Annotated in this window: 31 protein-coding genes; 10 read left to right on the forward strand and 21 right to left on the reverse strand. The window is 47.0% G+C overall.

Annotation, left to right across the window (positions count from 1 at the left end; all coding sequences use genetic code 11):
• Positions 1–20: 20 nt before the first annotated feature.
• Positions 21–1,202, reverse strand: a complete 1,182-nt coding sequence (locus tag ATORI0001_RS00350; RefSeq protein WP_003148203.1) for an aminotransferase class V-fold PLP-dependent enzyme — start codon at positions 1,200–1,202, stop codon at positions 21–23.
• A 292-nt stretch (positions 1,203–1,494) separates the two neighbouring features.
• Between ATORI0001_RS00350 and yedE the strand changes: the two genes are divergently transcribed.
• From yedE to ATORI0001_RS00365, 3 genes are all read left to right on the forward strand, one after another.
• On the forward strand, positions 1,495–2,583 hold the full coding sequence (gene yedE / locus ATORI0001_RS00355) for a YedE family putative selenium transporter (protein ID WP_003148565.1): 1,089 nt from the start codon (positions 1,495–1,497) through the stop codon (positions 2,581–2,583).
• Between the two features lie 33 nt (positions 2,584–2,616).
• Positions 2,617–2,823, forward strand: a complete 207-nt coding sequence (locus ATORI0001_RS00360) for a sulfurtransferase TusA family protein (protein ID WP_003148659.1) — start codon at positions 2,617–2,619, stop codon at positions 2,821–2,823.
• Between the two features lie 74 nt (positions 2,824–2,897).
• Positions 2,898–3,179 (forward strand): putative Se/S carrier protein, encoded by a 282-nt coding sequence (locus ATORI0001_RS00365; RefSeq protein WP_244851824.1) that lies wholly within the window; start codon positions 2,898–2,900, stop codon positions 3,177–3,179.
• 280 nt (positions 3,180–3,459) lie between these two features.
• Here the strand turns inward: ATORI0001_RS00365 and ATORI0001_RS00370 are convergent, their stop codons facing one another.
• Both ATORI0001_RS00370 and pta read right to left on the reverse strand, forming a co-directional pair.
• A complete protein-coding gene (locus tag ATORI0001_RS00370; RefSeq protein WP_003148468.1) occupies positions 3,460–4,356 on the reverse strand; it encodes an aldose 1-epimerase family protein in 897 nt (298 codons plus the stop codon).
• Positions 4,356–5,351: a phosphate acetyltransferase gene (gene pta, locus ATORI0001_RS00375; protein WP_040324435.1), complete on the reverse strand. Its 996-nt coding sequence runs from the start codon at positions 5,349–5,351 to the stop codon at positions 4,356–4,358. Before pta ends, ATORI0001_RS00370 begins: the two co-directional genes overlap by 1 nt.
• Positions 5,352–5,486: 135 nt before the next feature.
• Here pta and glf point away from each other — a divergent pair, with 135 nt between their 5' ends.
• Complete coding sequence (gene glf, locus ATORI0001_RS00380) at positions 5,487–6,689, forward strand: UDP-galactopyranose mutase (protein WP_040324436.1); 1,203 nt, start codon at positions 5,487–5,489, stop codon at positions 6,687–6,689.
• Between the two features lie 29 nt (positions 6,690–6,718).
• Positions 6,719–7,768 (forward strand): glycosyltransferase family 2 protein, encoded by a 1,050-nt coding sequence (locus ATORI0001_RS00385; protein WP_003148430.1) that lies wholly within the window; start codon positions 6,719–6,721, stop codon positions 7,766–7,768.
• Here the strand turns inward: ATORI0001_RS00385 and ATORI0001_RS00390 are convergent.
• The 4 genes from ATORI0001_RS00390 to ATORI0001_RS00405 all read right to left on the reverse strand — a co-directional run bounded on the left by ATORI0001_RS00390 (position 7,761) and on the right by ATORI0001_RS00405 (position 10,603).
• A complete protein-coding gene (locus ATORI0001_RS00390) occupies positions 7,761–8,423 on the reverse strand; it encodes a Maf family protein (RefSeq protein WP_003148802.1) in 663 nt (220 codons plus the stop codon). The two genes, ATORI0001_RS00385 and ATORI0001_RS00390, sit on opposite strands and share 8 nt — an antisense overlap.
• A 135-nt stretch (positions 8,424–8,558) precedes the next feature.
• Entirely contained in the window at positions 8,559–8,744 is a 186-nt protein-coding gene (locus ATORI0001_RS00395) for a ferredoxin (RefSeq protein ID WP_003148440.1), read from the reverse strand.
• 532 nt (positions 8,745–9,276) lie between these two features.
• On the reverse strand, positions 9,277–9,951 hold the full coding sequence (locus ATORI0001_RS00400; protein ID WP_003148366.1) for a DNA alkylation repair protein: 675 nt from the start codon (positions 9,949–9,951) through the stop codon (positions 9,277–9,279).
• A 124-nt stretch (positions 9,952–10,075) separates the two neighbouring features.
• Complete coding sequence (locus tag ATORI0001_RS00405; RefSeq protein WP_003148701.1) at positions 10,076–10,603, reverse strand: GNAT family N-acetyltransferase; 528 nt, start codon at positions 10,601–10,603, stop codon at positions 10,076–10,078.
• A 119-nt stretch (positions 10,604–10,722) separates the two neighbouring features.
• On the opposite strand from ATORI0001_RS00405, the gene ATORI0001_RS00410 reads away from it, so the two are divergent.
• The 3 genes from ATORI0001_RS00410 (at position 10,723) to ATORI0001_RS00420 (ending at position 11,884) form a co-directional block, all read left to right on the forward strand.
• A complete protein-coding gene (locus ATORI0001_RS00410) occupies positions 10,723–11,250 on the forward strand; it encodes a GNAT family N-acetyltransferase (protein ID WP_003148548.1) in 528 nt (175 codons plus the stop codon).
• 77 nt (positions 11,251–11,327) lie between these two features.
• A complete protein-coding gene (locus tag ATORI0001_RS00415; RefSeq protein WP_003148195.1) occupies positions 11,328–11,609 on the forward strand; it encodes a type II toxin-antitoxin system RelB/DinJ family antitoxin in 282 nt (93 codons plus the stop codon).
• Positions 11,606–11,884, forward strand: a complete 279-nt coding sequence (locus ATORI0001_RS00420) for a type II toxin-antitoxin system YafQ family toxin (RefSeq protein ID WP_003148836.1) — start codon at positions 11,606–11,608, stop codon at positions 11,882–11,884. The genes ATORI0001_RS00415 and ATORI0001_RS00420 overlap by 4 nt, the downstream gene beginning before the upstream one ends.
• A gap of 26 nt (positions 11,885–11,910) precedes the next feature.
• Here the strand turns inward: ATORI0001_RS00420 and ATORI0001_RS00425 are convergent, their stop codons facing one another.
• The 5 genes from ATORI0001_RS00425 to ATORI0001_RS00445 all read right to left on the reverse strand — a co-directional run bounded on the left by ATORI0001_RS00425 (position 11,911) and on the right by ATORI0001_RS00445 (position 15,514).
• Positions 11,911–12,753, reverse strand: a complete 843-nt coding sequence (locus ATORI0001_RS00425) for a class I SAM-dependent methyltransferase (protein ID WP_003148148.1) — start codon at positions 12,751–12,753, stop codon at positions 11,911–11,913.
• A gap of 138 nt (positions 12,754–12,891) precedes the next feature.
• Complete coding sequence (locus tag ATORI0001_RS00430) at positions 12,892–13,515, reverse strand: class I SAM-dependent methyltransferase (RefSeq protein ID WP_003148276.1); 624 nt, start codon at positions 13,513–13,515, stop codon at positions 12,892–12,894.
• Positions 13,516–13,617: 102 nt separating this feature from the next.
• Complete coding sequence (locus tag ATORI0001_RS00435) at positions 13,618–14,001, reverse strand: VOC family protein (protein WP_003148348.1); 384 nt, start codon at positions 13,999–14,001, stop codon at positions 13,618–13,620.
• A gap of 131 nt (positions 14,002–14,132) precedes the next feature.
• Entirely contained in the window at positions 14,133–14,705 is a 573-nt protein-coding gene (locus ATORI0001_RS00440; protein ID WP_040324401.1) for a GrpB family protein, read from the reverse strand.
• Between the two features lie 47 nt (positions 14,706–14,752).
• Positions 14,753–15,514, reverse strand: a complete 762-nt coding sequence (locus ATORI0001_RS00445; protein ID WP_003148162.1) for a class I SAM-dependent methyltransferase — start codon at positions 15,512–15,514, stop codon at positions 14,753–14,755.
• A gap of 202 nt (positions 15,515–15,716) precedes the next feature.
• Here ATORI0001_RS00445 and ATORI0001_RS00450 point away from each other — a divergent pair, with 202 nt between their 5' ends.
• Both ATORI0001_RS00450 and ATORI0001_RS00455 read left to right on the forward strand, forming a co-directional pair.
• Positions 15,717–16,022: a type II toxin-antitoxin system RelB/DinJ family antitoxin gene (locus ATORI0001_RS00450; RefSeq protein ID WP_003148199.1), complete on the forward strand. Its 306-nt coding sequence runs from the start codon at positions 15,717–15,719 to the stop codon at positions 16,020–16,022.
• The gene (locus tag ATORI0001_RS00455) at positions 16,019–16,357 is read left to right on the forward strand and encodes a type II toxin-antitoxin system RelE/ParE family toxin (protein ID WP_003148432.1); all 339 of its coding nucleotides are present in this window, start codon (positions 16,019–16,021) and stop codon (positions 16,355–16,357) included. The genes ATORI0001_RS00450 and ATORI0001_RS00455 overlap by 4 nt, the downstream gene beginning before the upstream one ends.
• Before the next feature lie 70 nt (positions 16,358–16,427).
• Here the strand turns inward: ATORI0001_RS00455 and ATORI0001_RS00460 are convergent, their stop codons facing one another.
• The 9 genes from ATORI0001_RS00460 to ATORI0001_RS00500 form a co-directional block, all read right to left on the reverse strand.
• Complete coding sequence (locus ATORI0001_RS00460; RefSeq protein ID WP_187446064.1) at positions 16,428–16,649, reverse strand: hypothetical protein; 222 nt, start codon at positions 16,647–16,649, stop codon at positions 16,428–16,430.
• Positions 16,639–17,406 (reverse strand): restriction endonuclease, encoded by a 768-nt coding sequence (locus ATORI0001_RS00465; RefSeq protein ID WP_003148351.1) that lies wholly within the window; start codon positions 17,404–17,406, stop codon positions 16,639–16,641. Before ATORI0001_RS00465 ends, ATORI0001_RS00460 begins: the two co-directional genes overlap by 11 nt.
• Positions 17,403–19,226 (reverse strand): DUF262 domain-containing protein, encoded by a 1,824-nt coding sequence (locus ATORI0001_RS00470; RefSeq protein WP_003148595.1) that lies wholly within the window; start codon positions 19,224–19,226, stop codon positions 17,403–17,405. Before ATORI0001_RS00470 ends, ATORI0001_RS00465 begins: the two co-directional genes overlap by 4 nt.
• Before the next feature lie 77 nt (positions 19,227–19,303).
• Positions 19,304–19,729: a hypothetical protein gene (locus ATORI0001_RS00475; protein ID WP_155811516.1), complete on the reverse strand. Its 426-nt coding sequence runs from the start codon at positions 19,727–19,729 to the stop codon at positions 19,304–19,306.
• Entirely contained in the window at positions 19,705–20,010 is a 306-nt protein-coding gene (locus tag ATORI0001_RS00480) for an HD domain-containing protein (protein WP_202813991.1), read from the reverse strand. The genes ATORI0001_RS00475 and ATORI0001_RS00480 overlap by 25 nt, the downstream gene beginning before the upstream one ends.
• Before the next feature lie 63 nt (positions 20,011–20,073).
• Positions 20,074–20,829 (reverse strand): alpha/beta fold hydrolase, encoded by a 756-nt coding sequence (locus ATORI0001_RS00485; RefSeq protein WP_003148282.1) that lies wholly within the window; start codon positions 20,827–20,829, stop codon positions 20,074–20,076.
• Positions 20,830–20,982: 153 nt separating this feature from the next.
• On the reverse strand, positions 20,983–22,389 hold the full coding sequence (gene rlmD / locus ATORI0001_RS00490; RefSeq protein WP_003148672.1) for a 23S rRNA (uracil(1939)-C(5))-methyltransferase RlmD: 1,407 nt from the start codon (positions 22,387–22,389) through the stop codon (positions 20,983–20,985).
• A gap of 1 nt (position 22,390) precedes the next feature.
• Positions 22,391–23,440 carry a tryptophan--tRNA ligase gene (gene trpS / locus ATORI0001_RS00495; protein ID WP_003148189.1) on the reverse strand — a complete coding sequence of 350 codons (1,050 nt, stop codon included), beginning with the start codon at positions 23,438–23,440 and terminating at the stop codon, positions 22,391–22,393.
• A 76-nt stretch (positions 23,441–23,516) separates the two neighbouring features.
• A complete protein-coding gene (locus ATORI0001_RS00500) occupies positions 23,517–24,251 on the reverse strand; it encodes a M48 family metallopeptidase (RefSeq protein ID WP_003148628.1) in 735 nt (244 codons plus the stop codon).
• Positions 24,252–24,404 lie beyond the last annotated feature (153 nt).

Genomic DNA, 24,404 nt, shown 5'->3' on the forward strand with positions numbered 1-24,404 from the left:
TATACAATTTGAAGCTTACTTTACATACTCGGTATGCCTGCGTGCGTACCGAGTATTTCTTTAAGCGCCGAGATTGCAGCGTCAACGTCTGCCATTGTATTTGCCCAACCGAACGAAAAACGCATCGTGCCGATGGGGAAAGTCTTCAGTGTTTTATGCGCGGAGGGAGCGCAGTGAAGACCGACGCGTGTCTGAATGCCAAACTTTGCATCAAGATCGCGTGCTACAAAGGACAGGTCATGGCCGGGCGTCTGTATGGAGACAACGCCTACGCGTCCGTGTGTGTCAGGCAGACCTATGACATTGACAGAACCGGCTCTTTTGAGAAGCTCAAGCTCTTTCAAAAATGAGGTGGTGAGCTCAATTTCATGGGCATATATGGAGTCTATTCCGCGATCGCAAAGCCACGCGAGACTTGCATGCAACCCCATAATACCGGGAAGATTAGGCGTTCCTGCTTCAAAGCGGTCGGGAAGGGTTGCGGGAATCTCTTCGGAGTCGCTCATCGATCCGGTGCCACCTGAAACAATAGGGTCTAATTGCGCCGCAGCTTCATCGGTGAGCAGCAGCGCTCCTATGCCCTGCGGTCCCAAAAGTCCCTTATGCCCCGTGATGCAAAGCATATCGATATGCATGGCGTGCATATCGAGGGGGATAACACCGGCTGTTTGAGCGGCGTCCACAATAAAAAGTACGTGTCGAGAAGCGCAGATTTTCCCGACTTCCGTAATGGGAAGCACGGTTCCTGAAACATTGCTGGCATGGGTCATGACAACGGCTCTTGTATTGGGCGTTATTGCTGCTTCTACCTTATGAGGATCAAGTGTGCCGTCAGGCGAGCAGGACACGCGCTCAAAGGTGACGCCTTTCTTTTCTAGTTGCACAAGCGGCCGCATTACGGCATTATGCTCCATAGATGAGGTGACAACGTGATCGTTTGGGTTAAGCAAACCTTTGAGTGCCAGATTCAGCGATTCGGTGACGTTTCTGGTAAAGATAACATTTGAGGGTTTTGGACCATGAAAGAGTTTTACCAGTGCTTCTCGCGTTTCAAAGACTGTGTCCTCAACGCTATACGCTGAAGAGTAGTTGCCACGACCAATATTTGTGCCGGCATATTTCATGTAGTGCGCGACGGCGTCCGTAACACATGAGGGCTTGGGAAAAGTTGTGCTGGCGTTATCTAAATACAGACGATTCATCCGTTTACCCCAAAATTCAACTCGCTCATCGAATAGATATAACAGATTGTTTGAGTATCAAACTTTTTCTTTGAGTTTTCTTCTACTATAGCAATAAAAATAGAATAGGTATATGAGCTTCAAAATGGTATTTGGAATTTAAAAACTTCGTTTTCCCACGAGAAGCTTGAGATTTGAAGTCTAAAACTTGAGGTTTGAGACTTGAGATTTGGAGCTTAAGACTTTGAAATTTTATTAAGACGATAGGCACGTTGCCGGACGTTGAAATCCGGCGGGAGAGGAAAGGTTTGATATGGATGTAAAAAAAGAAAAGATGCTGATTGTTGGTGGTGGCCTTGTTATGGGCGTCATTGCATCAGTGCTCGTGTTCCTAGGGAATCCGGGCAACATGGGCTTTTGTCTGGCCTGTTTTATCCGTGACACAACGGGTGCGCTTGGCCTGCATAGGGCAGAGGCCGTACAGTATATTCGTCCCGAGCTCATTGGTCTTATTTTGGGCAGTTTTTTGTTTGCCGTTGGCAAAAAGGAATTCTCCGCGCGCGGAGGTTCTGCTCCCTTAACCCGCTTTGCGCTTGGATTTTGTGTCATGGTGGGCGCTTTGATGTTTTTGGGTTGTCCCTTCCGTATGATTCTTCGCATTGCCGGTGGCGATCTTAACGCCGTTGTTGGTATCCTTGGTTTCATTGCGGGAATCGGAGCAGGAACTTTCTTCCTAAAGCGGGGCTACTCACTGAAAAGGACGTATCGCCTTCCCGCAGCAGAAGGCGCTATCTGGCCTCTTGTCCAGCTGGCTCTTCTCGCCTTGCTCATTGCGGCACCGGCGTTCATTCTCTTTACTGCGGCAGGAAAGGGACCGGGTGCACAGCACGCGGCAATAGCCGTCAGCCTTGTCGCCGGTTTGATTGTGGGTGCTCTTGCACAGCAGACGCGTTTTTGCATGGTTGGAGGTGTTCGCGACTTTATTCTGTTCCGCGAGAATCGCCTGCTTTTGGGCTTTGTTTCTGTATTGGTGGCCGCATGTATCGCAAATCTTGTTTTGGGTGCGGTCGCAGGTAAGGAGTTCTTCAAGCTTGGTTTTGAAGGTCAGCCGGTAGCTCATACCGACGGACTGTGGAACTTCCTTGGTCTGTTTTTGGTTGGCTTTGCCTCAGTTCTTCTCGGCGGTTGCCCACTGCGCCAGATGATTCTTTCCGGTGAAGGTAACGGTGACTCTGCGATTGCCATCCTCGGGCTTACCGTTGGCGCAGCGTTTTGCCACAATTTTGGTCTTGCAGCAAGCGGTAAAGGCCCAACCGGTGCCGGTGAAATTGCCGTTATTGTTTGTTTGGCGGCAGCGGTTGCCATTGCATGCGCAAATACCTTTGGCAAATCCAAAGCGTAATTGGTTTGAAATTTTATTTGGAACGGAGCACTCATGGATACTCTTGATGCACGCGGGCTATCATGTCCGGAGCCGGTTGTTATGATAAGCCAAGCTATGGCGAGTAAAGCTGACGGTTATCGTATGATTGTGGATGCGGTGGCCGCTCGAGAGAACGTTACCCGCTATGCACAAAGCCAGGGCTATACGGTAAACGTTACTGAAAACGGCGGCGAGTGGACGCTGGATATTACCAAGTAGGCACTGCGTCGCTGCAAAAGTAGATACTGCATTGCTGCGCTAATGGATATTACCCAGTAGATCGCACTGCGCGTATGTTCTATGTGTTTAAGGGGACAGGTATGACCTATCTTGCAACTTTCTTTTCGCACTTTGGAGCCATAAGTTTTCGAAGGCTTTGTCGCGAGAAGGGCATTGAGGTAGAGCTCATGCCTGTCCCTCGTTTTCTCTCAAGCAGTTGCGGTACGTGCGCGCGGTTTTCCAATCTCGAAGGTCTTCGTATGGGCACATGGCCTGAAGAGGTGGAACGCGTAGTTGCATTAACGGGAGAGAATGAAAACTCTTATAGTGAGCTTTATGTAGCTCAAGGTTTGTAGAATTTGGCTCAAATCACAATCACGTCCCAAATCACTGGTTTACGGGTGCTTTTAAGTGACAAAAGTGATGTCTAGTTGTGTTTTCTCGCCACACGGTGTGCTTCATAGGTTCGTATTTTATGCAGCAGATAGAGAGCTGCCGGAAATGCACCAAGTTGGTCTTAAATTAACCAAACTTACTGCAAGTATGGCTATATTAACCAAACTTGGTGCGTTTTTGGCAGCACTTTCCAGCAGCACTACCAGCTCTGTAGCCAGAACGCTTGAAGCTAGAACAAAGCTAGAACGGCCGAATGGTAAAAGCGCGAGAAAACGTTTCGCCTGGCGACAAGAGCGTCATGTTGCGCTTGTGCTCAAAGACGTCATCCTCATCAAGGGCGGTGGCGACGCCTGTCCAAGGTTCAATGGCCACGAAGGGACATCCGGAACCCGCGCACCAAACGCCTAGGTAATCAAAGCCGTCAAAAGTAAGTTCAACTCCGTGTGTACCGCGGGAAATCTCACGAGGCAGCAGCGCTACGCGACGGTCGGGCACGTCTTGAAGCGTGAGTGTTAACTCGCGGTCAAAGAGCTCCCATGAGAGCGGAAGAGAATCCGAATCAGTAATCAGGCGTTGCGGATGTTCGAAATCACATAGACCGTCTGGCGTAATGGAGGGCCCCAAAGACGTCCATGCTCGCGTGAATGCAAGCTCGTAATCGGGAAGCTCTGAGCCGTTGTTTTTGGGAACGGGAACTTTGAAGGCAGGATGTCCGCCAAGAACAAACGGTAAATCAACGGAGCCGGTGTTTCGTACCTGATAGCGCTGTGTGAGGATGCCATCCTCAACGGCATAGGTCATGTTGAGCACAAAGTGATACGGATAGGCTGGCCACGTTTCTTCAGAATCACTCAGTTCAAATGTCACACGCTCTGAAGACTTCTCTACAATACGATGCTCATAGAGGCGGGCAATGCCGTGTCGAGCCAGCTTAACGGGGCCTGATGCTGACTGAGCACACTCATCGCGCAAAACACCGACGATGGGGAAGAGAATGGGAGCGCGCCTGGGCCACCACGTGGGATCTCCTTGCCAGAGATATTCGGCATCGTCCAGGCGGACGCTCATAAGCTGCGCTCCCAAAGAATCAACGGAAGCGGAGAGTGTGCCATCAGAGATGGTGACAAGTGTGCTCACTATTTGCTCTTCTCGCTTGCAACGGCCATTTGAGCCTGAACGGCGGTAATGGCAACCACACCTACGATATCGTCAGCCGAGCAGCCACGAGAAAGATCATTGACCGGACGTGCGATGCCCTGAAGAAGAGGACCGTAAGCCTCGGCACCGCTGAAGCGCTGTACGAGCTTGTAGCCGATATTGCCCGCTTCAAGCGTCGGGAAGACGAGGATGTTGGCGTGTCCGGCAACCTTGGAATAGGGGGCTTTGAGCTTTGCCACTTCAGGAACGATTGCGGCGTCAAGCTGGAGATCGCCGTCAAGTGCCAGATCAGGAGCTTTCTCGTTGGCAAGTTTTGTTGCCTCCTGGACCTTCTCGGCAGTCTCTCCTCCGGCAGAGCCCATGGTGGAGTAAGAAAGCATGGCCACGCGCGGCTCTTGATCCATGAAAGCGCGCCATGACTGTGCGGATGCCAGAGCAATTTCGGAAAGCTCATCGGCGTTGGGGTTAATGTTGAGGCCGCAGTCGGCAAAGAGGAGCGTACCGTCTTCGCCAAACTCAGGCTTGTCCGTGCTCATAATGAAGAACGCGGAAACAAGCTTGGTTCCCGGAGCGGTCTTGATGATCTGGAGCGCAGGTCGGAGCGTGTCTGCGGTGGAGTGGCAGGCGCCTGAAACAAGGCCGTCGGCATCGCCCATCTTGACCATCATGGTGGCAAAGTAGGTGTTGTTGTTCATGGTTTCGCGAGCCTGCTCAATGGTGACGCCTTTGCGTGCGCGCAACTCGGCAAATTTCTGCGCATAAGCCTCATGGCGCTCATCGGTGGCAGAGCATATAACGGTCGCGCCGGCAACGTCAATCTCATCCGGATTTCCGAGGATTACAAGATTTGCAAGGTTTTCTGCGATGATGACCTTTGCGGCCGCAATGGTGCGGGGATCTTCACCTTCGGGAAGCACGATGGTTTTTTTATCAGCTTGAGCGGCTGCTTTCATCTGTTCAAGAAACTTTCCCATGAAAAGAACTCCTATCAAAAAGATAATTTGTGCCATACGAACCTCATTATAGGAGTGCGTGATAAAATTAGGGACGAGAAATACTGTCACCGGAAGGCGCTTCTCGCCAAACGAAGGCGCTTCATGGAGGTTTACATGGCTATTATGCACGGTCTTCCTGCTGGTTTTAACCCCGATGCCTACGATGTTATGGTGGTCGGTGCCGGATATGCCGGTTCCGTTGTGGCTCGCCGTATGGCTGAAGCGTGCAATTTTAAAGTCGCAATTATCGAGCGCCGTGGACACATTGCCGGAAACGCGTACGATCGGATCGATGATGCGGGCGTCTTGATTCATGAGTACGGTCCGCACATCTACCACACCGTCAGCGACCGGGTGCACGAGTTCCTCTCGCGCTTTACCGAATGGACAAACTACCAGCACAAGGTTCGCGCGAATATCTACGGCCAGCTGATGCCCGTGCCGTTTAACCACGCTTCGCTTAAGCTTGCCTTTGGTGAAGAGCGTGGCGAGAAGCTCTATCAGAAGCTCGTGTCTGTCTTTGGCGAGAACGTCAAAGTTCCCATCATGGAGTTGCGCGAGCAGAACGATCCCGAACTGGAAGAGATTGCCGACTACGTGTATGAGAACGTTTTTCTGCACTACACCATGAAGCAGTGGGGGAAAACGCCGGATCAGATTGATAAGTCCATTACGGGTCGCGTTCCGGTTTTCGTCGGTGACGATGATCGTTATTTCCCCACGGCAAAGTACCAAGGCATGCCGGCCGAAGGTTATACCAAGCTTTTTGAAAATATGCTCGACCACGATTTGATTGACGTCTTTCTTGACGTTGACGTGCGCGACATTATGAAGATTGACGCTTCTCATGTGTCTGTATGCGATAAGCCCTTTACCGGTGAGGTTATCTATACCGGACCGCTTGATGAACTCTTTGGACTGGATTTGGGTGCGCTGCCGTATCGTACGCTTGACATGCAGTTTGAGACGCTGGATCAAGATCAGTTCCAACCCGTTGGTACGGTGAACTATACCGTGAGCGAGGACTTTACGCGCATCACCGAGTTCAAGAATATGACGGACCAGGTTGTTCCCGGAAAAACCACCATCATGCGCGAATACTCTCATGCGTATGAACCCGGAAGTGGCCAGACTCCCTACTACGCCATTCTTGAGCCGGAAAGTCAGGAGCTGTATCGTACATATCGCGAGCGCGTTGCGGACGTGTTGAACTTCCATCCCGTGGGACGTTTGGCAGAGTATCGCTACTACGACATGGACGGTGTTGTTGCCTCCGCACTTGAGCTGTCCGACGAACTCATTGCCAATCAGGCCTAGAAACAGGGCATATAAGGAGCGTTCTTTCCATGAAAAAGACCATTACGTTTGGTATTCCGTGCTACAACTCCGCAGAGTATATGGATCACTGCATTGAGTCGATCCTTGAAGGTTCAGACTATGCCGATGACGTGCAGATTGTTATCGTTGACGACGGCTCGATGAAGGATAATACGCCCGCCAAGGCTGACGAGTGGGCGGCGCGTTATCCAAACATTATTAAGGCGGTCCATCAGGAAAACGGTGGTCACGGTATTGCGGTTATGAAGGCAGTGGCTTATGCCGACGGCGTGTATTTCAAAAACATCGATTCCGACGACTGGGTTGATGGCGAGGCGCTTAAGATTTTTTTGAACAAGCTTCGTGAGTTTATCGCCAACGCATCAAACTCTGGCGAGAAACCCGTTGATTTGGTGCTTTCCAATTACGTTTACGAGCATGTTGAAGACAATACGCAAAACTTTGTAAATTATCGTGCCGCAATTCCAACCGATCGCGTTATTGGTTGGGAAGACTTGGGACATTTTAAGCTCTCGCAGTATCTTCTTATGCATGCGCTGACGTATCGCGTTGAGGTGTTGCGCGCAGCAGGAATTGAGATGCCGCCGCACACGTTTTATGTAGATAACGTGTACGCCTACGTTCCCTTCCCTAAGGTTGAGACCATCTACTATGTGGACGTTGACCTGTATCGCTACTTTATTGGCCGTGACGATCAATCTGTAAACGAGAGGGTCCTCACCAGCCGCGTGGATCATTATTGGCGTGTAGCTCGGGTTATGATGCGCGCTTATCACCTGTATGATGACGTAGATTCTCCGCGCTTGCGTAAGTATATGATGAGTTACTTCGCAATTATCATGGCTATTTGCTCGGTGTTCTCAAAGATGTCCGATCGCGATGATGTCATGGACGAGCTTGAAAAACTGTGGGACGAGCTACGAGTTTACGACAGACGAATGTATCTTCATGCTCGCCATGGACTTGTGGGAAAGGCATGTAATCTACCCGGACGCCTTGGTCGCTTTATAACGCTGAGCGGCTATCACATTGCGCAGAAGGTCGTGAAGTTTAACTAGCGTGGCCTTCAAGTGCGCATTCAAGATAGTTATGGTTACCGGTGAACTTGACGAGTTCTCGGGCGAGAAGTGATACGGGAAGACCGACAACGTTTTCATAGTCTCCTTTGATTTCTTGCACCAGAAAGCGACCTTGGCCTTGAATGCCGTAGGCTCCTGCTTTGTCTGATGTTTCTCCGGAGGCTACATATGCCGCAATCTCATCCTCTGAGAGCTGATAAAAGGTTACCTCGGTAGTCTGTACAAACGAAACGGCAATTACCGATGGCGCTCCTTTTGGTGAAGACGATGCAAACGCCTTGAAGCGTCGCAGTGCCACGCCGGTGGAAACAAAGTGCGTCTTGCCGGAAAGCTCTCGAAGCATACGTTTGGCATCTTCAGGGTCTTTCGGCTTTCCAAAGACTGTTCCGTCTTTGGTCCACACGATGGTATCGGCTGCAATGACAATCTCGTTGTTCTTCTCGGCAGCTTGAGCGTCGCTCATCAAGTGACGGCAAACTGCTATGGCCTTTTCCTGCGCAAGCCGCTTGACCAGCGCGAGGGGAGTCTCATTGGGTTTGCGAGACTCATCAATGTCGGCAGGTATGACTTGAGGTGTGATACCCAGTGATGCAATAAGTTCAAGGCGGCGAGGGGATTGAGATGCAAGGATCATGGTGTTCCTTTGATGTTTTGCGCGTATACATAATAAATGAGAGTCGCCGAAGCGACTCTCACATGGTAGCTGATTATCAGCCGGATTGCAGTGCGATATGCGTTGCATTGCAATTGAACATGTATGCGACTAGGACTAGTCGAGCTCAATGGCGGTAACGGGGCAACCGTCACAAGCCTCCTGTGCAGCGTCCTCTGCAGCTTCAGGAACTTCTTCCTCGATAGCGTGTGCCAGGCCGTCATCACCGATAGCAAAGACCTCCGGGCAGGTGCCTTCGCAAAGACCGCAACCGATGCAATCCTCAGAAACTGTTGCTTTCATAGTACTATCCTCTCACTAATTCCCAAGCCCCTTACTTGGGAAATTATTGGCTCAAGTGTAACGTAAATTGTTGCTAAGCAGATTACACTTGCATATAAAGTTTTTACACGTTTTTACCGTCTGATGCAACGCTTTTTATATGCGTGTTTACCTGCGCATAAGTTTACTTTTGCTAACTCTTTTATGTTTCTCGACGCTCTGTTTTAGTGTTTCGTTTCTTTTTGCTTCTCTTTAGTGGTGTTTTTATGCATTAATTTTTATGGCGCTATACATGCGCAGAGTAGCTGTCTGTAAATTCGCTGGTAGTCGTTTTGCTTTCGTGGTGGTTTTCTCGTGACGTAGGGAATTGGTACTAAATCGGGTGTTTAGTGGTGATTTGATTCACCACTAAACGCTCAAATCCGAGAAAAACCACCACTAAACATCGTTTTTACGGAAAAAACCACCACTAAACATCGTAAAAGGAGAAAACGCGCGAGCAGAGCATTTAGTGGTGGTTTTTTGCTCTCAAAGCCCTTCTCGCTTCCAAAGTTTATTGTTGCTTCAAACTCTTGAGGTAGAGCTTTTGCTCGGCGGTAATCCGGTAGCTCTCGCGAGCCTTTTGGATTGTTTTGTTGTGCACCCACGTATCCAGCTTTTTGGCCTCAAGATAGGGTAGAGCAGAATCCCATTGCTTTGCCAAAGCGGTCGCAAAGAACCAGGCAATCATCATGTTAACGTAGTATTCGTCTGAGTGAATTTGCGCAGGAATTTCAAGGTATTTGGAGTCAAAATCATCATCCAGAAAATGAGTCATAAGCATCTCTATACCAAAGCGACAGGTATATACATGGCTCGAAGATGCCCACCTGAGGATTTCTGGCAGAAGTCGCGTGCGATTCTTTTTGAAAACTTGTGGCGACAAGATGTCACACACGGCCCAGTTATCGACATAGGGAAGAAACGCATCAATCGCTGAGATACAGTCGTCAAAGTCTTTAATCTCGGAAACAAGTAGGCTATGCAGCATGTTTTCGTCATAGTAGACATGTGGGAGGGCGAGAAGAAACTCTTGGGCTTCTTTGCTTTTCCCAAGCCTTTTAGCAAACTTTCTGAGTTGAGGAACGCGTACACCAATGATGGATTCTCTTGGGATATTGGGCGTAAGCTTGCTTTGAAATGCCGCATACTCCGTATCTTGAAGTGCAAAAAGTTCCTCTTGAATCATTGATGCTCTCCCTTGTTTTGCGCAGGTGTACGGCGCGAGCATGACGCGTGGACGCGTCTTTATTCTACTTGACTTTGCAGATTTCTGGCCTTTGCTAAGATTTACGGATTGTCGAGAAGAACCTCTAAAGAGTAATCCAATATCTTTGAGTGAGAATACCATCCTCGTCTAGGACTTCATTTTCCAGGATTCCACCGTTATTGATAATGGACTTTGCTGAGCCAATATTATCCTTGCGGCAGCACATTAAGACGCGATCAATCCCCAGTTTCTTACATTCCTGTAGTGCAAGAGCAATCATTGCTGTTGCATATCCTTTTCGTCTTTCACTTGGGCGGATACCGTCTCCGATGTGGCCGCCACTTAACAGAAGTCCTTCATTGAGGTAATGACGGATATCGACTGCTCCAACAAAGATGTTTCTATCAAAGTCAAAACAAAAGAGGGTTGTGCTGGGAACTCTTCCGTCTACGGTTGTTTCTTTGGTATCCAGGTGTTCTACATACTGCTTAAAATCATGATAGTCATACAAAAAGATTCTTCGGGGAGAAGAGTTTGTGTGATTTGTTTCAATGTCTTGTGTCCACTCTTCGAGCATGTCAAAAAGCTGTGCTTTGTTCTTCTCGCTTGGTTTTATGAGGGCGATGTTCATGTAGCTCCTTTAGACCTTTGAACGTTTCGTGTCCAATGTGAGATTAGCTAAGCATTCTACTGCAACAGCCTGCTATATTGAGAGAGAAGAAACGAACAAGATACAGATATGGAGCAGCGATGGAAGACTACCTTGTGGCAAAGGCCTCTGATTTTTCTGATGTGTGTGCGTTCTACAAAACGGTGTGCGAGCGACAGGCAGATGACGAGTATGGCGCCGACTGGCACTACGGCATTTATCCGGCTGAAAACGATTTGAAGAAGAGCTTGGAGAAGTCTGAGATCCATATTTGCAAAATTGATGGCAGGGTAGTGTCGGCTGTGGTGCTGGAGGAGTCCGCTGATCCGATGTATCGTGACGTGAACTGGAAGATTGCATGCCCCGATAATGAGGTGCTGACAATACATCTGTTTGCTGTTCATCCGAATTTTCGCGGACGGCAAATTTCGGGAAAAATGATGCACTACATGTTTGAGTACGGTAAAAAGAAAGGATTCAAGTCCGTTCAACTTGATGTCTTGAAGGGCAATGTTCCGGCCGAGAAGCTCTATGTCAAGAACGGCTTTTGCTTTGTGGAAGAACGATCGGTCTGGTATGAGGATATTGGAGATCAGGTTGCTCGTCTTTACGAGAAGAGCCTTGAGTAATATATACCATGTAATGATAATGTATTGATATCAAACGAATTTTGTATACTATAATTGTATCGATGGAGGTGTGTGAAATGGCTACGATAAATTTAAACGTCAGAACTGATAAGGACATTAAAGATCGAGCAGAATTGATTTTTAATGACTTAGGGCTAAATATGACGACTGCTATTAATATGTTTTTGAGAACTGCAATTCGAGAGAACGGTATTCCTTTTACGCTGAGATTGGATACACCTAATAGAACAACTGCGGCCGCTATTGAGGAAGGTAGGCGTATTGCTTCTGACAGTACAGTAAAAGGATATTCCGATATGGATTCATTAAAGGCAGCGCTTGATATTGATATGCCATGAAATACGAAGTTAAATTTACCAATCAGTTTAAGAGAGACTTAAAACTTGCAAAAAGGCAAAAGAGAAATCTGGACAAACTGTTTGGGGTAGTGAATATTCTTGCTGATGGCGGTGTTTTAGACGCAAAATACCATGATCATGATCTTTTAGGGAATTATAAAGGTACAAGAGAGTGCCATATTGAATCAGACTGGCTTCTTGTATATGAACTCCGAGATGAGGTACTTGTTCTTATGCTATATCGTCTTGGTTCTCATGCGGATTTGTTTAGTTGATGGTACGAAACACAATCCCCATGTATCTACGACTGTATCTCTATCTTAACAACCTGCATGTGCATTATGTTGTCACCCATGTGTGCCAGAAGGCGATGAGTGCCTTTGATGCCTCGCGATTTCATATCGTAGTAGCCAAGCATGTATCCTTTGGATGAAACGACAATCTTATCTGACCAGGTAGAGAGATCTTTCACGGCATCGTTGGTGTAAAACAGGTTGCCAAAGTCGTTCATTCCATGCTTTTTTAGGATGGCTTTCATCATAAGTTTGTACCCTAAAGTGCCAACCGTATCAAAGACGAGTCTGCATCCAGGAAAGAGCTCGGTCATTTTTAAGACAATGGCTTTAACGTCCTCTTTTTTCAGATAGTGAAAGACACCTGCTGCGTAAAAAACAGCGCCATTGCGCGTATCGACTTGATCCATCCAAGAGAGATTCGTCAAGTCGGAGACAATGTTTGTTTCCCTTGGATCGGTACCTACCAGCTCTTCTCGCATGGCGATAACATCCGGAAAGTCCACGTTGAATATTCTGTTCTGTTGGTTTCCGCATCTCCTGGGATCAAGGTCGAGCCCGCACCCAAGACAGACGATCGAGGCGTTTGGATGATTATTCAGGTAATCGTTTATTTCATACATCATATCGAGCTGTCGCATAGCGCCTTCTAGTGCACCGAATTCATAGAGGGCTGTGTCATATTTCTTGTCGAGCTCTGAGAAATCGTAGTCCAGTCTGTCACAAATTTCTGCTGCTGCAGGATCTGTATAGAGTTCAGGGAACTTGTCGCCACATTTCTTTCGGGCATAAAGCGGAATGATGAGTGTTTCTTGTGCCGTTCCGGGTCGTATCTGTAGCTTGTTGTCCATTGCAGGTTCCTTTTGAGAGAACTGGTTTGTCTTTTTTTATCATCTAAGTTTGCCACAACATACTTACGGACGTGCTTGGAGAAAACGATTGCAGAGAACAGGTTCGCATGATGAGCTATTTCGGATTAACTCATTAAATTAGCAGCTCGTAAGACAAAGTTCTTCACATTTTTCAGTACACTCAACATAGCATAAAGACAGTCTGACCACGATAGTTTTAGTGAATTTTATCTTCCACCCTTGTGATTCAAGATACTGAGGATAAGTATCTTCTGTCCAATGGTGCTCAAAACTAACACCGACGATTTTAAGAAAAGCTTTCCAGAGCGTATTAACTTCAGCATGATTGACAAAGTTTGGAGCAATTAGCATGCCTCCGTTTTTTAAGACACGTCTTATTTCTTGTAAGGCTTTGTCTGAGTGCTCCATGATGTGCAGTGCATTTGCAATGACAACGACATCAAAGGACTGGTTTGCATAGGGGAGACAAGTAGCATCTGCAATTTCAAAGGTGAGGTTTTCTGGATATATGTTCTTTTGAGCCTCTTTAATCATATCGGCAGAATAATCTGTTGCAATGATGCTTTTTGCTGCGAAGGCAATATGTTTTGCTATAAGCCCGGGTCCAGTTGCAATTTCGAGAACAGTTTTGTCTTTTACAACGTGTGAGATACGGTCGTACATCCATTGATATGCTTTTTTATCAGGAAGCATGGATTGGCGATAGAAAGGGGCATGCCAATCCCAAATTGTTTTCTTCATATCAGATATTATCCATTCAAATTTGATAGACGAGTATGAAAGAGCATTGGATTTTTCTCGATAGAATTTTACTCTTATATGAGAAGTTGAGACATGTTTTAGTTAAATCGTAATTTCAATTTGATTGTCTTCAAGGGCAATAATGCAACTTTCATAATAGCCGTCTCCGGTTGTCCTTGGTCCGCTGATGACTTCATAGCCGTCTGCTTTCAACTCTGCGGTAAGAGCATCAACCTTTTCTTGACTTCCTACACTAAACGCAATATGTGCATATCCTGTGCGGCTGATCTCTTTTGGTAGATCCGACATTTTAGGTTTGTTCATGATTTCGAGTCGTGCGCCGTTATCGAAGGAGAGGAAGTACGAGCGAAAATCTGTTTGAGGATTATGATAGCCGTCATTAGACGTTGCTCCAAAGTACTTCACGAAAAACCGTTGAGCAGTCTCTAAGTCATTTACATACAACGCGATATGTTCAATTCTCATGGCTGTCTCCAAAAATCTATAGTGCCTGATACTTTTTTGTAGCCCACCTTCTAAATACGTCGAGAAGAACGAATCAATATTGTCTCTAATTAGAATTGTAGTATTGATTTGTTATCATTTTGTTCTTCTAGTCAATAACGTCCAGCGTAATCACTCTTTGCTACAGTAGTCCATTTTCTAATGAACTTTGTTTTAGCCTCTGTATAAGCATCTCTATTGTGTTCAAATTGTTTCCATAAACCCAATTTCAAAGTTTCGTATTCTTTTGCAATCTGTGGATGGTCTTTCAGGTAATCTCGAAAATACAGTTCATCGTTATCTCCGACATATCGAAGATGAATGTGAAAGACCTTATCGGCAAACCCGTTTTTAGTATAACCAGAGTTCAAAGATATTCTGCGATCTTCCGTTGACATTCGCAGAAGTCCACTGCGTTCGATAAGTTGCGCAATACATTCGATATTAGAATCCATTGAAATTTCAACAAGAACGTCGACTATATCTTTTGCCCATATTCCAGGAACTGCGGTACTACCAATATGACTAATCCTCTTTATAGAGTGTTTAGGTAAAATATATTGTAGCTTGGCTTCCATTTCACTATAAAATGCATCCCATTTGTCATTGTGCTCGACAAGAAATATTGGGAAAAGTTCCCATAATTCGTTCAGAGACATTTCTGACAGATCTTTTTCTACTTTCATAGTTTTCTTTTCCTTCTTTGATAGTCTCCTAAATTTGTCTTGATATATTACTTTTTCCTCGCCACAAAGTAGTATCGATGAATTTTTCCCTTGATTACGCCATCTTGCTCAATAATTTTCTGAGCTTTAAAGAGGTTCTCTTGGTATTTTTTGACTTCAAAGTATGGGAATTCCCAGTCAATGATTCTTGCAAACCAAACAAGAGCACCTACATCATAAAATTCTATGGGCCTATAGGCTTCAGCTTCCTCAATAATGTCAAATCCATTATTTATGAATTCTTGTCTGGCAATACTTAAATAAGCTTTAGGAAAGGGAAGCTCGATATCTCCTAGTAGAAGCTCTACCAGGTCTCTGTCATTCTCAGCGCCAACCTGTTGCGTAAGAAACATACCTCCACTTTTAAGAATTCTTTTTAGTTCTTGTATGTTGTATTTACCGTGTCTGTTGGTGACAAGATCGAAGTAATCATCTTCAAACGGAAGCTCATCTCCTCCGTCAGCTGCCTTAAAATCTATCCCTAAAGGAAGAAGTCTTTCTTCACATAGTTTGATGTTTGGAGCATAACCTTCGATTGCCGCAGTATGTTCAGGATTGGCGAGAAAAGACAAAAGAAATTCTCCGCCGCCCGTTTCCATATCTAATAGATAATCAGTATCGTGTAGATAGGATTTGATGATATTTCCAAAGTCCCATGGAAGATCATCCTCTTCTTTATATCTGTCCCTAATGTGAGAGAAATCCCACCCCTTGATATGAGCGATCTCTTGTTCATGTAGCCATTGGGTGAGAAGTGCTTGTTTTTCCATAGGTTTCCCAACTTTTGTGGACTGGTTCTGAATATCAATGTAATCAAAAGGGCTTGGTGTCTGCTGAAGTATAACACCCAGCTAAAATAATTCGTCAGAAGAGTCAAAAAATAATCAATGCATTGCGTAATAACTACTTGCAATTGCTTGCAATATCTTGCGTTGTTTTAGTAAAATGGGAGCAGAAAGGAGCGTAATTCTTATGGCAAATACCAATGCTGTTTATGCACGAATTGACCACAATCTCAAAGAAAATGCGGAAAGTATTTTGAGCCAACTTGGAATTTCTCCATCCTCGGCAATACAAATGCTTTATAGCCAAATTGTCCTTCAAAAAGGGATGCCTTTTGATCTTCGCATACCCGTTCATACACCTGTCGCAATGGGTGGTTTAACACGAGAAGAACTTGATTCAGAACTGCAAAAAGGTGTTGACTCTCTTGCAAGAGGAAAGTCTTATAGCGTAGATGAAGTAGACCAGCTATTCTCCAAGGAATACGGTATATGAGTAAGCACTATAAAGTGACTTATACTTCACAAGCGCTACAGGATCTTACTGAACTATATGAATATATTTGCTTTATTTTACGAGCTCCTAAAGCAGCAGAAAATCAGTCTTCTCGTATCAGAAGGATTATTCGTTCACTTGATACAATGCCCATGCGACATTCACTTGTTCCATGGGAGCCCTGGTATTCTATGGGGATTCGTAAAGTATCTATTGATAACTACATGGCTTTTTACTGCGTTGATAAAGAGAAGGGTGTCGTAACTGTTATTCGTATTTTCTATTCAGGCAGAAACATTAAAGACATAATTAAAAATACGAGCAACAGTTTATAGAAGCAAAATATCGCCGTGGGTTAAGACTACTGTTGAAATAAACAGGTATACATACCATTTTGCAAAAGGGCTAATCAGGCTTCTTAACCCTCGACATCAGACAGACATTCTCCACATGGCTCGACACGTCCATTTTGATGTCAGGGCATATTGCTGTTCGCGGAAACATATCCACCGCTTTCAGGAAAGCCGTATAAAATGGGCCTTTTTCGGGCATCGCGTTTTTCATCGTCTCAACCCTTGCCCGGTTTGCGAGTGGATGGATTTTCATCGTCTCAACCCTAATAGCCACGATACTTTCTTGCGCTCTTCTGGATCAAATCGTGGATTTCATCAACATCAATTACGCTCATCATGGTATTTTGTTTTTCAACAAATCTGCGGGCTCCACGCGTAACATGACCGGTAGTTACAAGAATCGCCTTGTTAATACGATCTGTCGATTGCACACCATACAGGGACCTTACTGTGCTCACTCCAACAGAATTCTGTCTTCCATATCTTTTACATTCGATATAGAAAACAACAGGCTTTCCCATCTCGTATTTTGTCGCAATGATATCTCGTCCATCGTCTCTGGTCTGCTGTGTTAAGATTGTTTCAAACCCTTGATCCTGTAGTACTCGCTCTATAACCTCTTCAAATTCCCGTGGTGAAATGTCATAAATCATTTCTGGAGACTGCGCAATTTCCATAATCATCTGCTTGACTCTTGTATACTCCGGATAGGCATCATCAGGATCAAAATCATCGCGGCTATAGATAACTCCCATATGCGGCTCCACTTCAAAGGAGCCACCTTCAATTTCGCAATCTTCGTAATCGAACGCTCCTACCGGATATTCATATCCAGATATTCTGAAGGATATTCTGTTCCCGCAGCAGTCGCATTCAAATCCGCCTTCGTGCCTATATTCTATTTCTTCACCCATGCCATTATCGCCGTGATCATAAACATAGGTTTCAAAATCAAAATCCTCTTTATGAATTCCTGTTATTTCCCGGCATCTGTTGCAACGGATGAAAACATCTTCTAATAGCTCCATCATACAAACATCTCCGTATTCCATACCAGATTAACCAGCTGCACGAGAAGCTGAATCCGCTCAGTGATTTCCGTCTTTCCGAACTGTGCGTAAGGCTTGAATCCCAGACCGTTATCAGCTATGAATTTCTTGAACTTCGGATTGTTCTGATAGGCCTGATCTCCCAGCGACTCGGTATAAATGTTTCCTTCATTGGAGCAATACTTCGAGAGCTTGTAGTCATATTTGGAGTCGTTCAGGCTGGCATTGATACTCTTATGCAAAAGCAGCAATGCGCCGAAACTATTCCTCCACCGTCTGAACTCTTCCCGATCAGCGTATTCGCTTGTGAACCACTCGTAATGATCCGGGATGATATGCTCAATTTCAAATGGATTCTTTGTCTGCGTATTCATGTAATTACAGTAATTTGAAGCCACTCCGGTCTGCTCCTCTATATAACCGGTGATGCGGGCAAGCATGTTCTTGATGTACTTCTTAGTAAAGCTGTTCAGACGCAGCTCAGGAAGTGCCGCTGCCGGATCATAGGCAAGATTCTTATATTGAGCCTTCAGTCGAGCCTTCAGGTCATCGATACTACATCTGCGGATGTTCTTCGTTACGTTGAATACATAGTTTTTGATAGTACTGTAATCAACGGTTTTGTAATTCGTAACTCTGGCAGTGATCAGCAGGTCAATGAACCGGGCTACCAGATTCATTTTTTCGATGATGACCGGCCATGTATCCTCATAGCAAATCGGTGCCAGCAACAGCTGCGGCTGGAGCGTAAAATTGACCTGCGCATTGTAATAAATGTATTTTGTCTCTTCCGCGAAGGTGCTCTCTGCCTCGTGGATTTTCTTGTAGACATCAGCGAACTTCGAGAACTTCATGATGAAAAGTTCGAAATCGTCCGTTGTGGAAAGACCCAGCTTATCTCGCTCATCACGTACCCATTTATGGAAAGAGCCACCAATAATATCAAAGTCCTGATTCACAGCACCGGCTTTCGTTTCACGAATAGTCTCCGCGTACTGTGCTCTCAGCCACGCCTTGATAAAAGTCTCATCGCCCTTGTCATCATCCTTCTTGAGCGAGAGGACCTTATCCTTCCAGACGTCATTCAGCTTTTCACGCTTTGAATCGTCCTTAATTTCAGACAGCAGATAACCCTTCAGCATTTCCGTCGATGTCAGGCTAAGGCCACGGTCATTCATCGTTACGAAAACCTTATGCGCATCCTGCTCTGTTGTGGCAACAATCTCAATGAAGAACACCTTCTCAGCCAGCCAGTCGCAGAAATGCAAAAGCATATCGTCCGTAATATCATCAGCAGGGAAGACGTCGACGATATCGTTGTATCTGCCATAAAGATTTCTCACGGATTCGCCAACATCAGTCGTGTCATATGGCTGGTCATTGAAAATAGCATTCATGCAATCTGACCGGTCCTCAACATTGATATTGAAAGACTTTGTGCCATAGGCTTCGGAGAAAATCATCTGCTCGATCATGCTATAATTCTGGCCAAGCGTGCGCAGCCGGTTATTGAGATACATCAGCAACAGAGTAAGCGACGAAAACCTCTGCTGCCCGTCAATGATGGCATTCTCTCTTCCAGCCAGAACAATGGAGCCCATGAAATATGCGCCATAATCCTGTACCTTCTGACGGCTGTCGCCCGGAATATAGTAATCCAAAAACTCCGATGTAAGGTCATCAATCAGCTCTTCGATATGCTTCCTCTGCCACATGTATTCCCTCTGGTAATAGTGGATGGAATACTTTGTGTTCTGTAGCAGCTGCTTCAAACTCTTAGGAGAGCCTTCAATCTTTTTCATGTGTTACCTCCGCAATACTTATATGATCGAGCCTGCCTCTTCGTCGTCAATGAAAAGTCCCGGTCTGTTCTTATCTATTATCCTATTATCTCTGCTTCTGTCCTTGCATTATTATTAGAGCACTTGAGCAAAGAGCGATGCAGCTTCCAGCCTTCTTCTGTCTTAACCAGATACTTCGGATTGTCCTTTATGTAGTTTGCCGGTTCACGAGAGAAGCCATTTCTCTGTAAAAACACTGTCAGCTCATTGGTGGTGCCGTACTCCACGAATTCATACCAGTTGTTATCATCCAGAGAATGTTCACCGTGAATTGACTTGTACATATTCGAAAACCGCAAGAAATAGTTTGAGATGCTGAATAGAATGATGTTTTCAATCACCTCCAGCGTATCTGCGAAAACTATATTCTTGTGCTCCGGCGTCCCCTCAAAATATGACGGTGTATAATCATTCAACCAGAATCTGTCCGGGTGATTCGTCATATGCTGGATTGCCTGACGCATAATATAGTTGAGCTCTTCTTGCCTTCCACATCGTATGCATAGGTATCTCCGGCATCGATCTCAACGACGTCATGGATCAGGCACATCAGCATCACCTTCGCAATATCTATCGGCTCATTGGAATATTCCCGCAGAAGATAGGCTATGATCGCCATATGCCATGCGTGTTCTACGTCATTTTCATTTCTGCCATGTCCGGAGAGATGCGTCTGACGGAATACATTCTTTTCCTTATCGATTTCAAGTGAAAAATCCAATTGCCTTTTTATGCGTTCATCCATATGTATCTTCCCTCATTTTTTCGCTCCCCGCCGTCTGTGATGGTAGTGTGGGTGCCTTGTTTATTACATGATCATTTCTAGAAGTTCTTTTACATATTTTTCTGGATGGTTGATGGAATACTCACCGTGATACAATCCCGCTTTAATATCAAGAATACTTTCCGGTAACATCCCGTGCAAAAGCTGCGCGGATCTCAGCATGGACTTCTGTTCGTTTCCTCCAACGATAATTCGTATATGTATGTGGTTTTCTCGAAGTTCAGGCTTTATTTTATACGCAGTGTTTGCTTTCAGAAAAGCGATCATGTTATTTTTTGAGATTTTCGACGTATCACGATAATAGTCTTCAAAAAGATCTTCACGAATGCGAAGATAACGAAATTGTGTTTTTGTAAACCATTTCTTTTGAATCAGGCCATAACTCGAAGCAAATGTTGGTCCGATCAGAGCGTTTGTCATCTTGGATGGAATAACAGAAGCACTCTCAATGACAGCATATCGGCAAATATTATTCCGCTGTGTCAGCATTTCCACTAAAACCTGAGCACCAAGGGACAGCCCTCCTATGAGCAAAATTGAGCCACCATATTCGCTGTCAATAAAGGAGATGAGACGACTTGCGTTTTTTTCAATGCTGACAAAATCTGCATCGCTGTCTGCATGTCCGTCAAGAATCGGCAGTACAACATGGTAGTGATCTTTGAGTATTTCCGCTTCGGCTCTGTAATTCCACCACGACAATCCACCGCCGTGAAGCAGCATGATAATGTCGCGATTTTGTTTTCCGTATTCTATAATCTTCATGCCCGCTCCAATCATATATCATTTTTCCGACATCCAAACCGGCCACTCAACCCTCCGGCAAAACGCCTTTGATATGTTCCCACGGAGCGATTTTTGCGGTCTGAGCGAGACCTCGGTACTGATGGTCAAATCCTCACAACGCCCATAAATCAAGCACTTTTTCACATATCACCGCTCAACCCGCGACATCAAGACTACATTCTCCACATGAAACGTTTGGGGGAAAAGATCAACGGGTGTGACGCTTACGGGCTTAAACGTTCCCGCATCAACAAAGCGACGCAGGTCACGCGCAAGGGTTGCCGGATCACACGAGACATAGGCAATTGCACGAGCACTCTGCTCAGAGAGCTGCTTTACAACATCAGGAGCAAGTCCCGCACGTGGCGGGTCAACTACGATAACATCCGCATCGGTATCGGGAAACGAACGTCCCGCATCTCCGCCGATGGCATCAACGTTACTCCAGCCGGCGTCCTCCAGATTGCGTCGCAGGTCACGCACAGCCGGGCCGTATGATTCAACTGCAGAGACAAATCCGACGCGACGGGCAAGCGGCAGCGTAAACGTACCGGCACCGCAATAGAGATCCATGGCCTCATCGCTATCCCGTACGTCAAGCGCGGAGAGTACCAGCTCTACGAGCTTCTCGGCACCTTTGGTGTTGACTTGAAAAAACGATGGGGCAGAGACGCGCATGCGCTCGTCGCCGATAAGCTCTGACCAAGAGCCTGCGCCGGACAGCCGCTCAACGCCTGCAATGCGCCGGGCCTTGCTCGATCCCTTTGTCATCACGCGTACGATGCTTGTGGCGCCCGTAGCATCTTCCAGCACGCGTGCAACCTGCGCTCGGGGAAAGCCGCCGGGAGCCGTCCATAGTGCTACTTCAACGTCTTTTGTGCGACGAGACGTGCGAATGCCAATGCGCTCAATGTCAAGCTCGTGGGAGCCGGAAAGGTAGGAAAGGGCACCGCTCACTGCGCCGACGATCTTTTCATGAGCCTTGTCCAAAAGCGGACAATCTTTGATGCGAACGATATCTTGGCCGTTTGGTGCATACATGCCCACAAGCGTTTTGCGCCCGACTCGCTTAAAAGCAAGTTCAATCTTATTGCGATATCCCCAGGGTTCTCCCGGAGCTACGATATCGCGCACCAGATCGGAAGTCTCTTTCGGCGAGAAGTGCCCGATGCGCTCGAGTGCCGAGACAACTCCGGCCTTCTTCTCGCGAAGCTGAGATTCGTAGGTCATATTGCCCCAGGGAGCAGCTCCTGTAAGCGCGACAAAAGGAAGGGGACTTGTGATGCGCTCGGGCGACGGCTCAAGAACCCCCGTGAGCGTGGCTCGAGAAAAGCGCTCACCGTCGTCTGTCAGTCTTGCACGGACAGTGTCTCTAGGAACGGCTCCGCCGGAGACAAAAACCGTCTTGCCATCGGCGGTGTGCGCTATGGCATCCGCACCGTAGCTCATGCGCTCAATGACAAGCTCAAGTTCAACCGCATGCACCGCGTCGTTGTGAGAGCAAGCGGAAGCATCTGAGGCAGCGCCATTGTGAAAACGAGCAAAAGTATCCACGCTAGTAAACCATACCCATAGCGCTTCGCACCTCGTCCAAGGTAGCGTTTGCAATTTCATTTGCACGACGATTGCCCTCATGGAGCACTTCACGCACATAGTCGGGACGCTCTGCAATCTCTGCGCGCTTCTCGCGAATTGGTGCAAAGTAGCTGTTTACGGCTTCGGTGACATACGCTTTGAGAGCACCGCCACCACCCATGCCAATTTCGTCGGCAATCCCTTTAGGGTCGCGACCGGTACAGATGGCAGCCGTAGTCAGAAGTGCTGAGACACCGGGTCGCATCTCGGGGTCAAAGGTAATCATGCGCTCGGAGTCGGTCTTGGATTTCTTGATGAGCCTGGCGGTTTCTTCCGCCGTCATGGAAAGGGAAATTGCGTTTCCGTAGGACTTGCTCATCTTGCGGCCGTCAAGTCCCGGAATCAATGGAGTAGAGGTTAGGAGGCCTGAAACCTCAGGAAAAACTTTTCCGTAGCGCTCGTTGAAGCGGCGGGCAATCTTGCCGGTAAGTTCAATGTGCGGCAGTTGATCGCGGCCGACGGGCACAATGTTGCCCTTGCAGAAGAGGATGTCGCACGCCTGATGGACGGGGTAGGTAAGCAAAAGTCCGGTAAGCGCATGACCGGAGGCTTCCTGCTCGGCTTTAACGGTGGGGTTACGAAGCAACTCCGCCTCGGTGACCAGCGACAAAAACGGCAGCATAAGTTGGTTGAGCGCCGGTATGGCTGAGTGCGTGAAGATCATGGTCTTCTCGGGGTCAATGCCGCAGGCAAGGTAGTCAACAACCATGTTATAGACGTTGTCGGCAATATGCTCGGTGGTGTCGCGGTCAGTAATGACCTGGTAGTCGGCGATGATTACGTTGGTATGTACGCCAAGGTTCTGCAGGCGCACGCGCTCAACGATGGTGCCAAAGTAATGGCCCAAGTGCAGTCTGCCCGTAGGACGATCTCCGGTAAGCATGGTGTAGTTTCCGGGATGCTCCGGCAGATCTGCTTGAATCTCATTTGAGCGACGGAGCGCCGCCTCGTAGCTGCCCTCATTTGGCATAAAAACTCCCAAACTTTCAAGTTCGTGCGCAGCGCCTCACTTAGACGCCCGCGTTCTCTAGTCAACAGTGCTTATTCTATCGCAAAGACGGCCGAGCGCCTTTGAGGCTGGCGCGGACTTCTTTCCAGTTGGGATAGAAGGTGGCGAGAAGTGCATAGAATTCGCGGTTGTGTCCGCGAACGTAGAGGTGGGTGAGTTCGTGAGCGATAACGTACTTCAGGGCTTCTTTGTCATGTTCGGCGAGCTCAAGGTTAAGCGTGATGGTGCCTGTTTTGATGTTGCAGGATCCCCAGCGGCTTTTCATGCGACGTACTTTATACCGCGAGGCGTGTTTTTGAGCTTTTGTTTCCATGGCGACGGTGAGTTCAGGCAGGACCGTGCGCATCTCTTGGGCGAGAAACTCATCAAATGTTTTACGAATGGCTTGCTGTGAAGCTTCGGAGGCAAGGTCGTCCAGGTAGCGGTTGGGAAGCGTGATAACAACGTCGTGTGCAAAGATGTGTGCCGCCCGCTTGGGTCCGTGAATGATGCGCAGGTTGTATGGGTGTCCCCAAACGCTCACCGTATGTCCGGAGGCTATGGGAGTAGGAGTTCGGAAGTTCTTCTCGCCAAGTGAGGAGGTGCGAGAAAGAGCGGTGCGAATCCAATCAGATTTGGATTCGACAAAGGCGATTGCAGCCGCTTCGGAAGTGTGCCACGGATAGCTCACGTCAACGTGACCTTCTCGACTAACGCGCAGATTGATGTTCTTGACGCGCTTACGAGTGAGCTGTACGGAGATGTTTGCTATCTGTACGGTTTTTGCGGTCACATGAGTCCTTACCGTGATTTGGTTTATGGAGCGTAACATAGTATGACACGCACGTGACGCAGGGAATGGGGAGGCAGTATGGATAGATCGGTCCTGCGTATCTGAAAGCAAAACCTACAGATTGTGAACATAGTGCGTTGATACTATAAAAAC

The sequence above is a fragment of the Lancefieldella rimae ATCC 49626 genome (assembly GCF_000174015.1).
In the GTDB taxonomy this organism is placed as follows: domain Bacteria; phylum Actinomycetota; class Coriobacteriia; order Coriobacteriales; family Atopobiaceae; genus Lancefieldella; species Lancefieldella rimae.

What these genes read in the sequence shown, in the direction of transcription:
- pta (WP_040324435.1), bottom strand. Translation starts at nt 5,351, where the DNA reads ATGGGAAAGTTTCTTGAACAGATGAAAGCAGCCGCTCAAGCTGATAAA.
- ATORI0001_RS00360 (WP_003148659.1), top strand. Translation starts at nt 2,617, where the DNA reads ATGGATACTCTTGATGCACGCGGGCTATCATGTCCGGAGCCGGTTGTT.
- ATORI0001_RS00455 (WP_003148432.1), top strand. Translation starts at nt 16,019, where the DNA reads ATGAGTAAGCACTATAAAGTGACTTATACTTCACAAGCGCTACAGGAT.
- ATORI0001_RS00430 (WP_003148276.1), bottom strand. Translation starts at nt 13,515, where the DNA reads ATGAAGAAAACAATTTGGGATTGGCATGCCCCTTTCTATCGCCAATCC.
- glf (WP_040324436.1), top strand. Translation starts at nt 5,487, where the DNA reads ATGGCTATTATGCACGGTCTTCCTGCTGGTTTTAACCCCGATGCCTAC.
- ATORI0001_RS00420 (WP_003148836.1), top strand. Translation starts at nt 11,606, where the DNA reads ATGAAATACGAAGTTAAATTTACCAATCAGTTTAAGAGAGACTTAAAA.
- ATORI0001_RS00365 (WP_244851824.1), top strand. Translation starts at nt 2,898, where the DNA reads ATGTTCTATGTGTTTAAGGGGACAGGTATGACCTATCTTGCAACTTTC.
- yedE (WP_003148565.1), top strand. Translation starts at nt 1,495, where the DNA reads ATGGATGTAAAAAAAGAAAAGATGCTGATTGTTGGTGGTGGCCTTGTT.
- trpS (WP_003148189.1), bottom strand. Translation starts at nt 23,440, where the DNA reads ATGCCAAATGAGGGCAGCTACGAGGCGGCGCTCCGTCGCTCAAATGAG.
- ATORI0001_RS00485 (WP_003148282.1), bottom strand. Translation starts at nt 20,829, where the DNA reads ATGATTGGAGCGGGCATGAAGATTATAGAATACGGAAAACAAAATCGC.
- ATORI0001_RS00410 (WP_003148548.1), top strand. Translation starts at nt 10,723, where the DNA reads ATGGAAGACTACCTTGTGGCAAAGGCCTCTGATTTTTCTGATGTGTGT.
- ATORI0001_RS00390 (WP_003148802.1), bottom strand. Translation starts at nt 8,423, where the DNA reads ATGATCCTTGCATCTCAATCCCCTCGCCGCCTTGAACTTATTGCATCA.
- ATORI0001_RS00435 (WP_003148348.1), bottom strand. Translation starts at nt 14,001, where the DNA reads ATGAGAATTGAACATATCGCGTTGTATGTAAATGACTTAGAGACTGCT.
- ATORI0001_RS00475 (WP_155811516.1), bottom strand. Translation starts at nt 19,729, where the DNA reads ATGCGTCAGGCAATCCAGCATATGACGAATCACCCGGACAGATTCTGG.
- ATORI0001_RS00350 (WP_003148203.1), bottom strand. Translation starts at nt 1,202, where the DNA reads ATGAATCGTCTGTATTTAGATAACGCCAGCACAACTTTTCCCAAGCCC.
- ATORI0001_RS00465 (WP_003148351.1), bottom strand. Translation starts at nt 17,406, where the DNA reads ATGATGGAGCTATTAGAAGATGTTTTCATCCGTTGCAACAGATGCCGG.
- ATORI0001_RS00400 (WP_003148366.1), bottom strand. Translation starts at nt 9,951, where the DNA reads ATGATTCAAGAGGAACTTTTTGCACTTCAAGATACGGAGTATGCGGCA.
- ATORI0001_RS00445 (WP_003148162.1), bottom strand. Translation starts at nt 15,514, where the DNA reads ATGGAAAAACAAGCACTTCTCACCCAATGGCTACATGAACAAGAGATC.
- ATORI0001_RS00395 (WP_003148440.1), bottom strand. Translation starts at nt 8,744, where the DNA reads ATGAAAGCAACAGTTTCTGAGGATTGCATCGGTTGCGGTCTTTGCGAA.
- ATORI0001_RS00470 (WP_003148595.1), bottom strand. Translation starts at nt 19,226, where the DNA reads ATGAAAAAGATTGAAGGCTCTCCTAAGAGTTTGAAGCAGCTGCTACAG.
- ATORI0001_RS00450 (WP_003148199.1), top strand. Translation starts at nt 15,717, where the DNA reads ATGGCAAATACCAATGCTGTTTATGCACGAATTGACCACAATCTCAAA.
- ATORI0001_RS00385 (WP_003148430.1), top strand. Translation starts at nt 6,719, where the DNA reads ATGAAAAAGACCATTACGTTTGGTATTCCGTGCTACAACTCCGCAGAG.
- ATORI0001_RS00425 (WP_003148148.1), bottom strand. Translation starts at nt 12,753, where the DNA reads ATGGACAACAAGCTACAGATACGACCCGGAACGGCACAAGAAACACTC.
- ATORI0001_RS00405 (WP_003148701.1), bottom strand. Translation starts at nt 10,603, where the DNA reads ATGAACATCGCCCTCATAAAACCAAGCGAGAAGAACAAAGCACAGCTT.
- ATORI0001_RS00415 (WP_003148195.1), top strand. Translation starts at nt 11,328, where the DNA reads ATGGCTACGATAAATTTAAACGTCAGAACTGATAAGGACATTAAAGAT.
- ATORI0001_RS00440 (WP_040324401.1), bottom strand. Translation starts at nt 14,705, where the DNA reads ATGAAAGTAGAAAAAGATCTGTCAGAAATGTCTCTGAACGAATTATGG.
- ATORI0001_RS00480 (WP_202813991.1), bottom strand. Translation starts at nt 20,010, where the DNA reads ATGGATGAACGCATAAAAAGGCAATTGGATTTTTCACTTGAAATCGAT.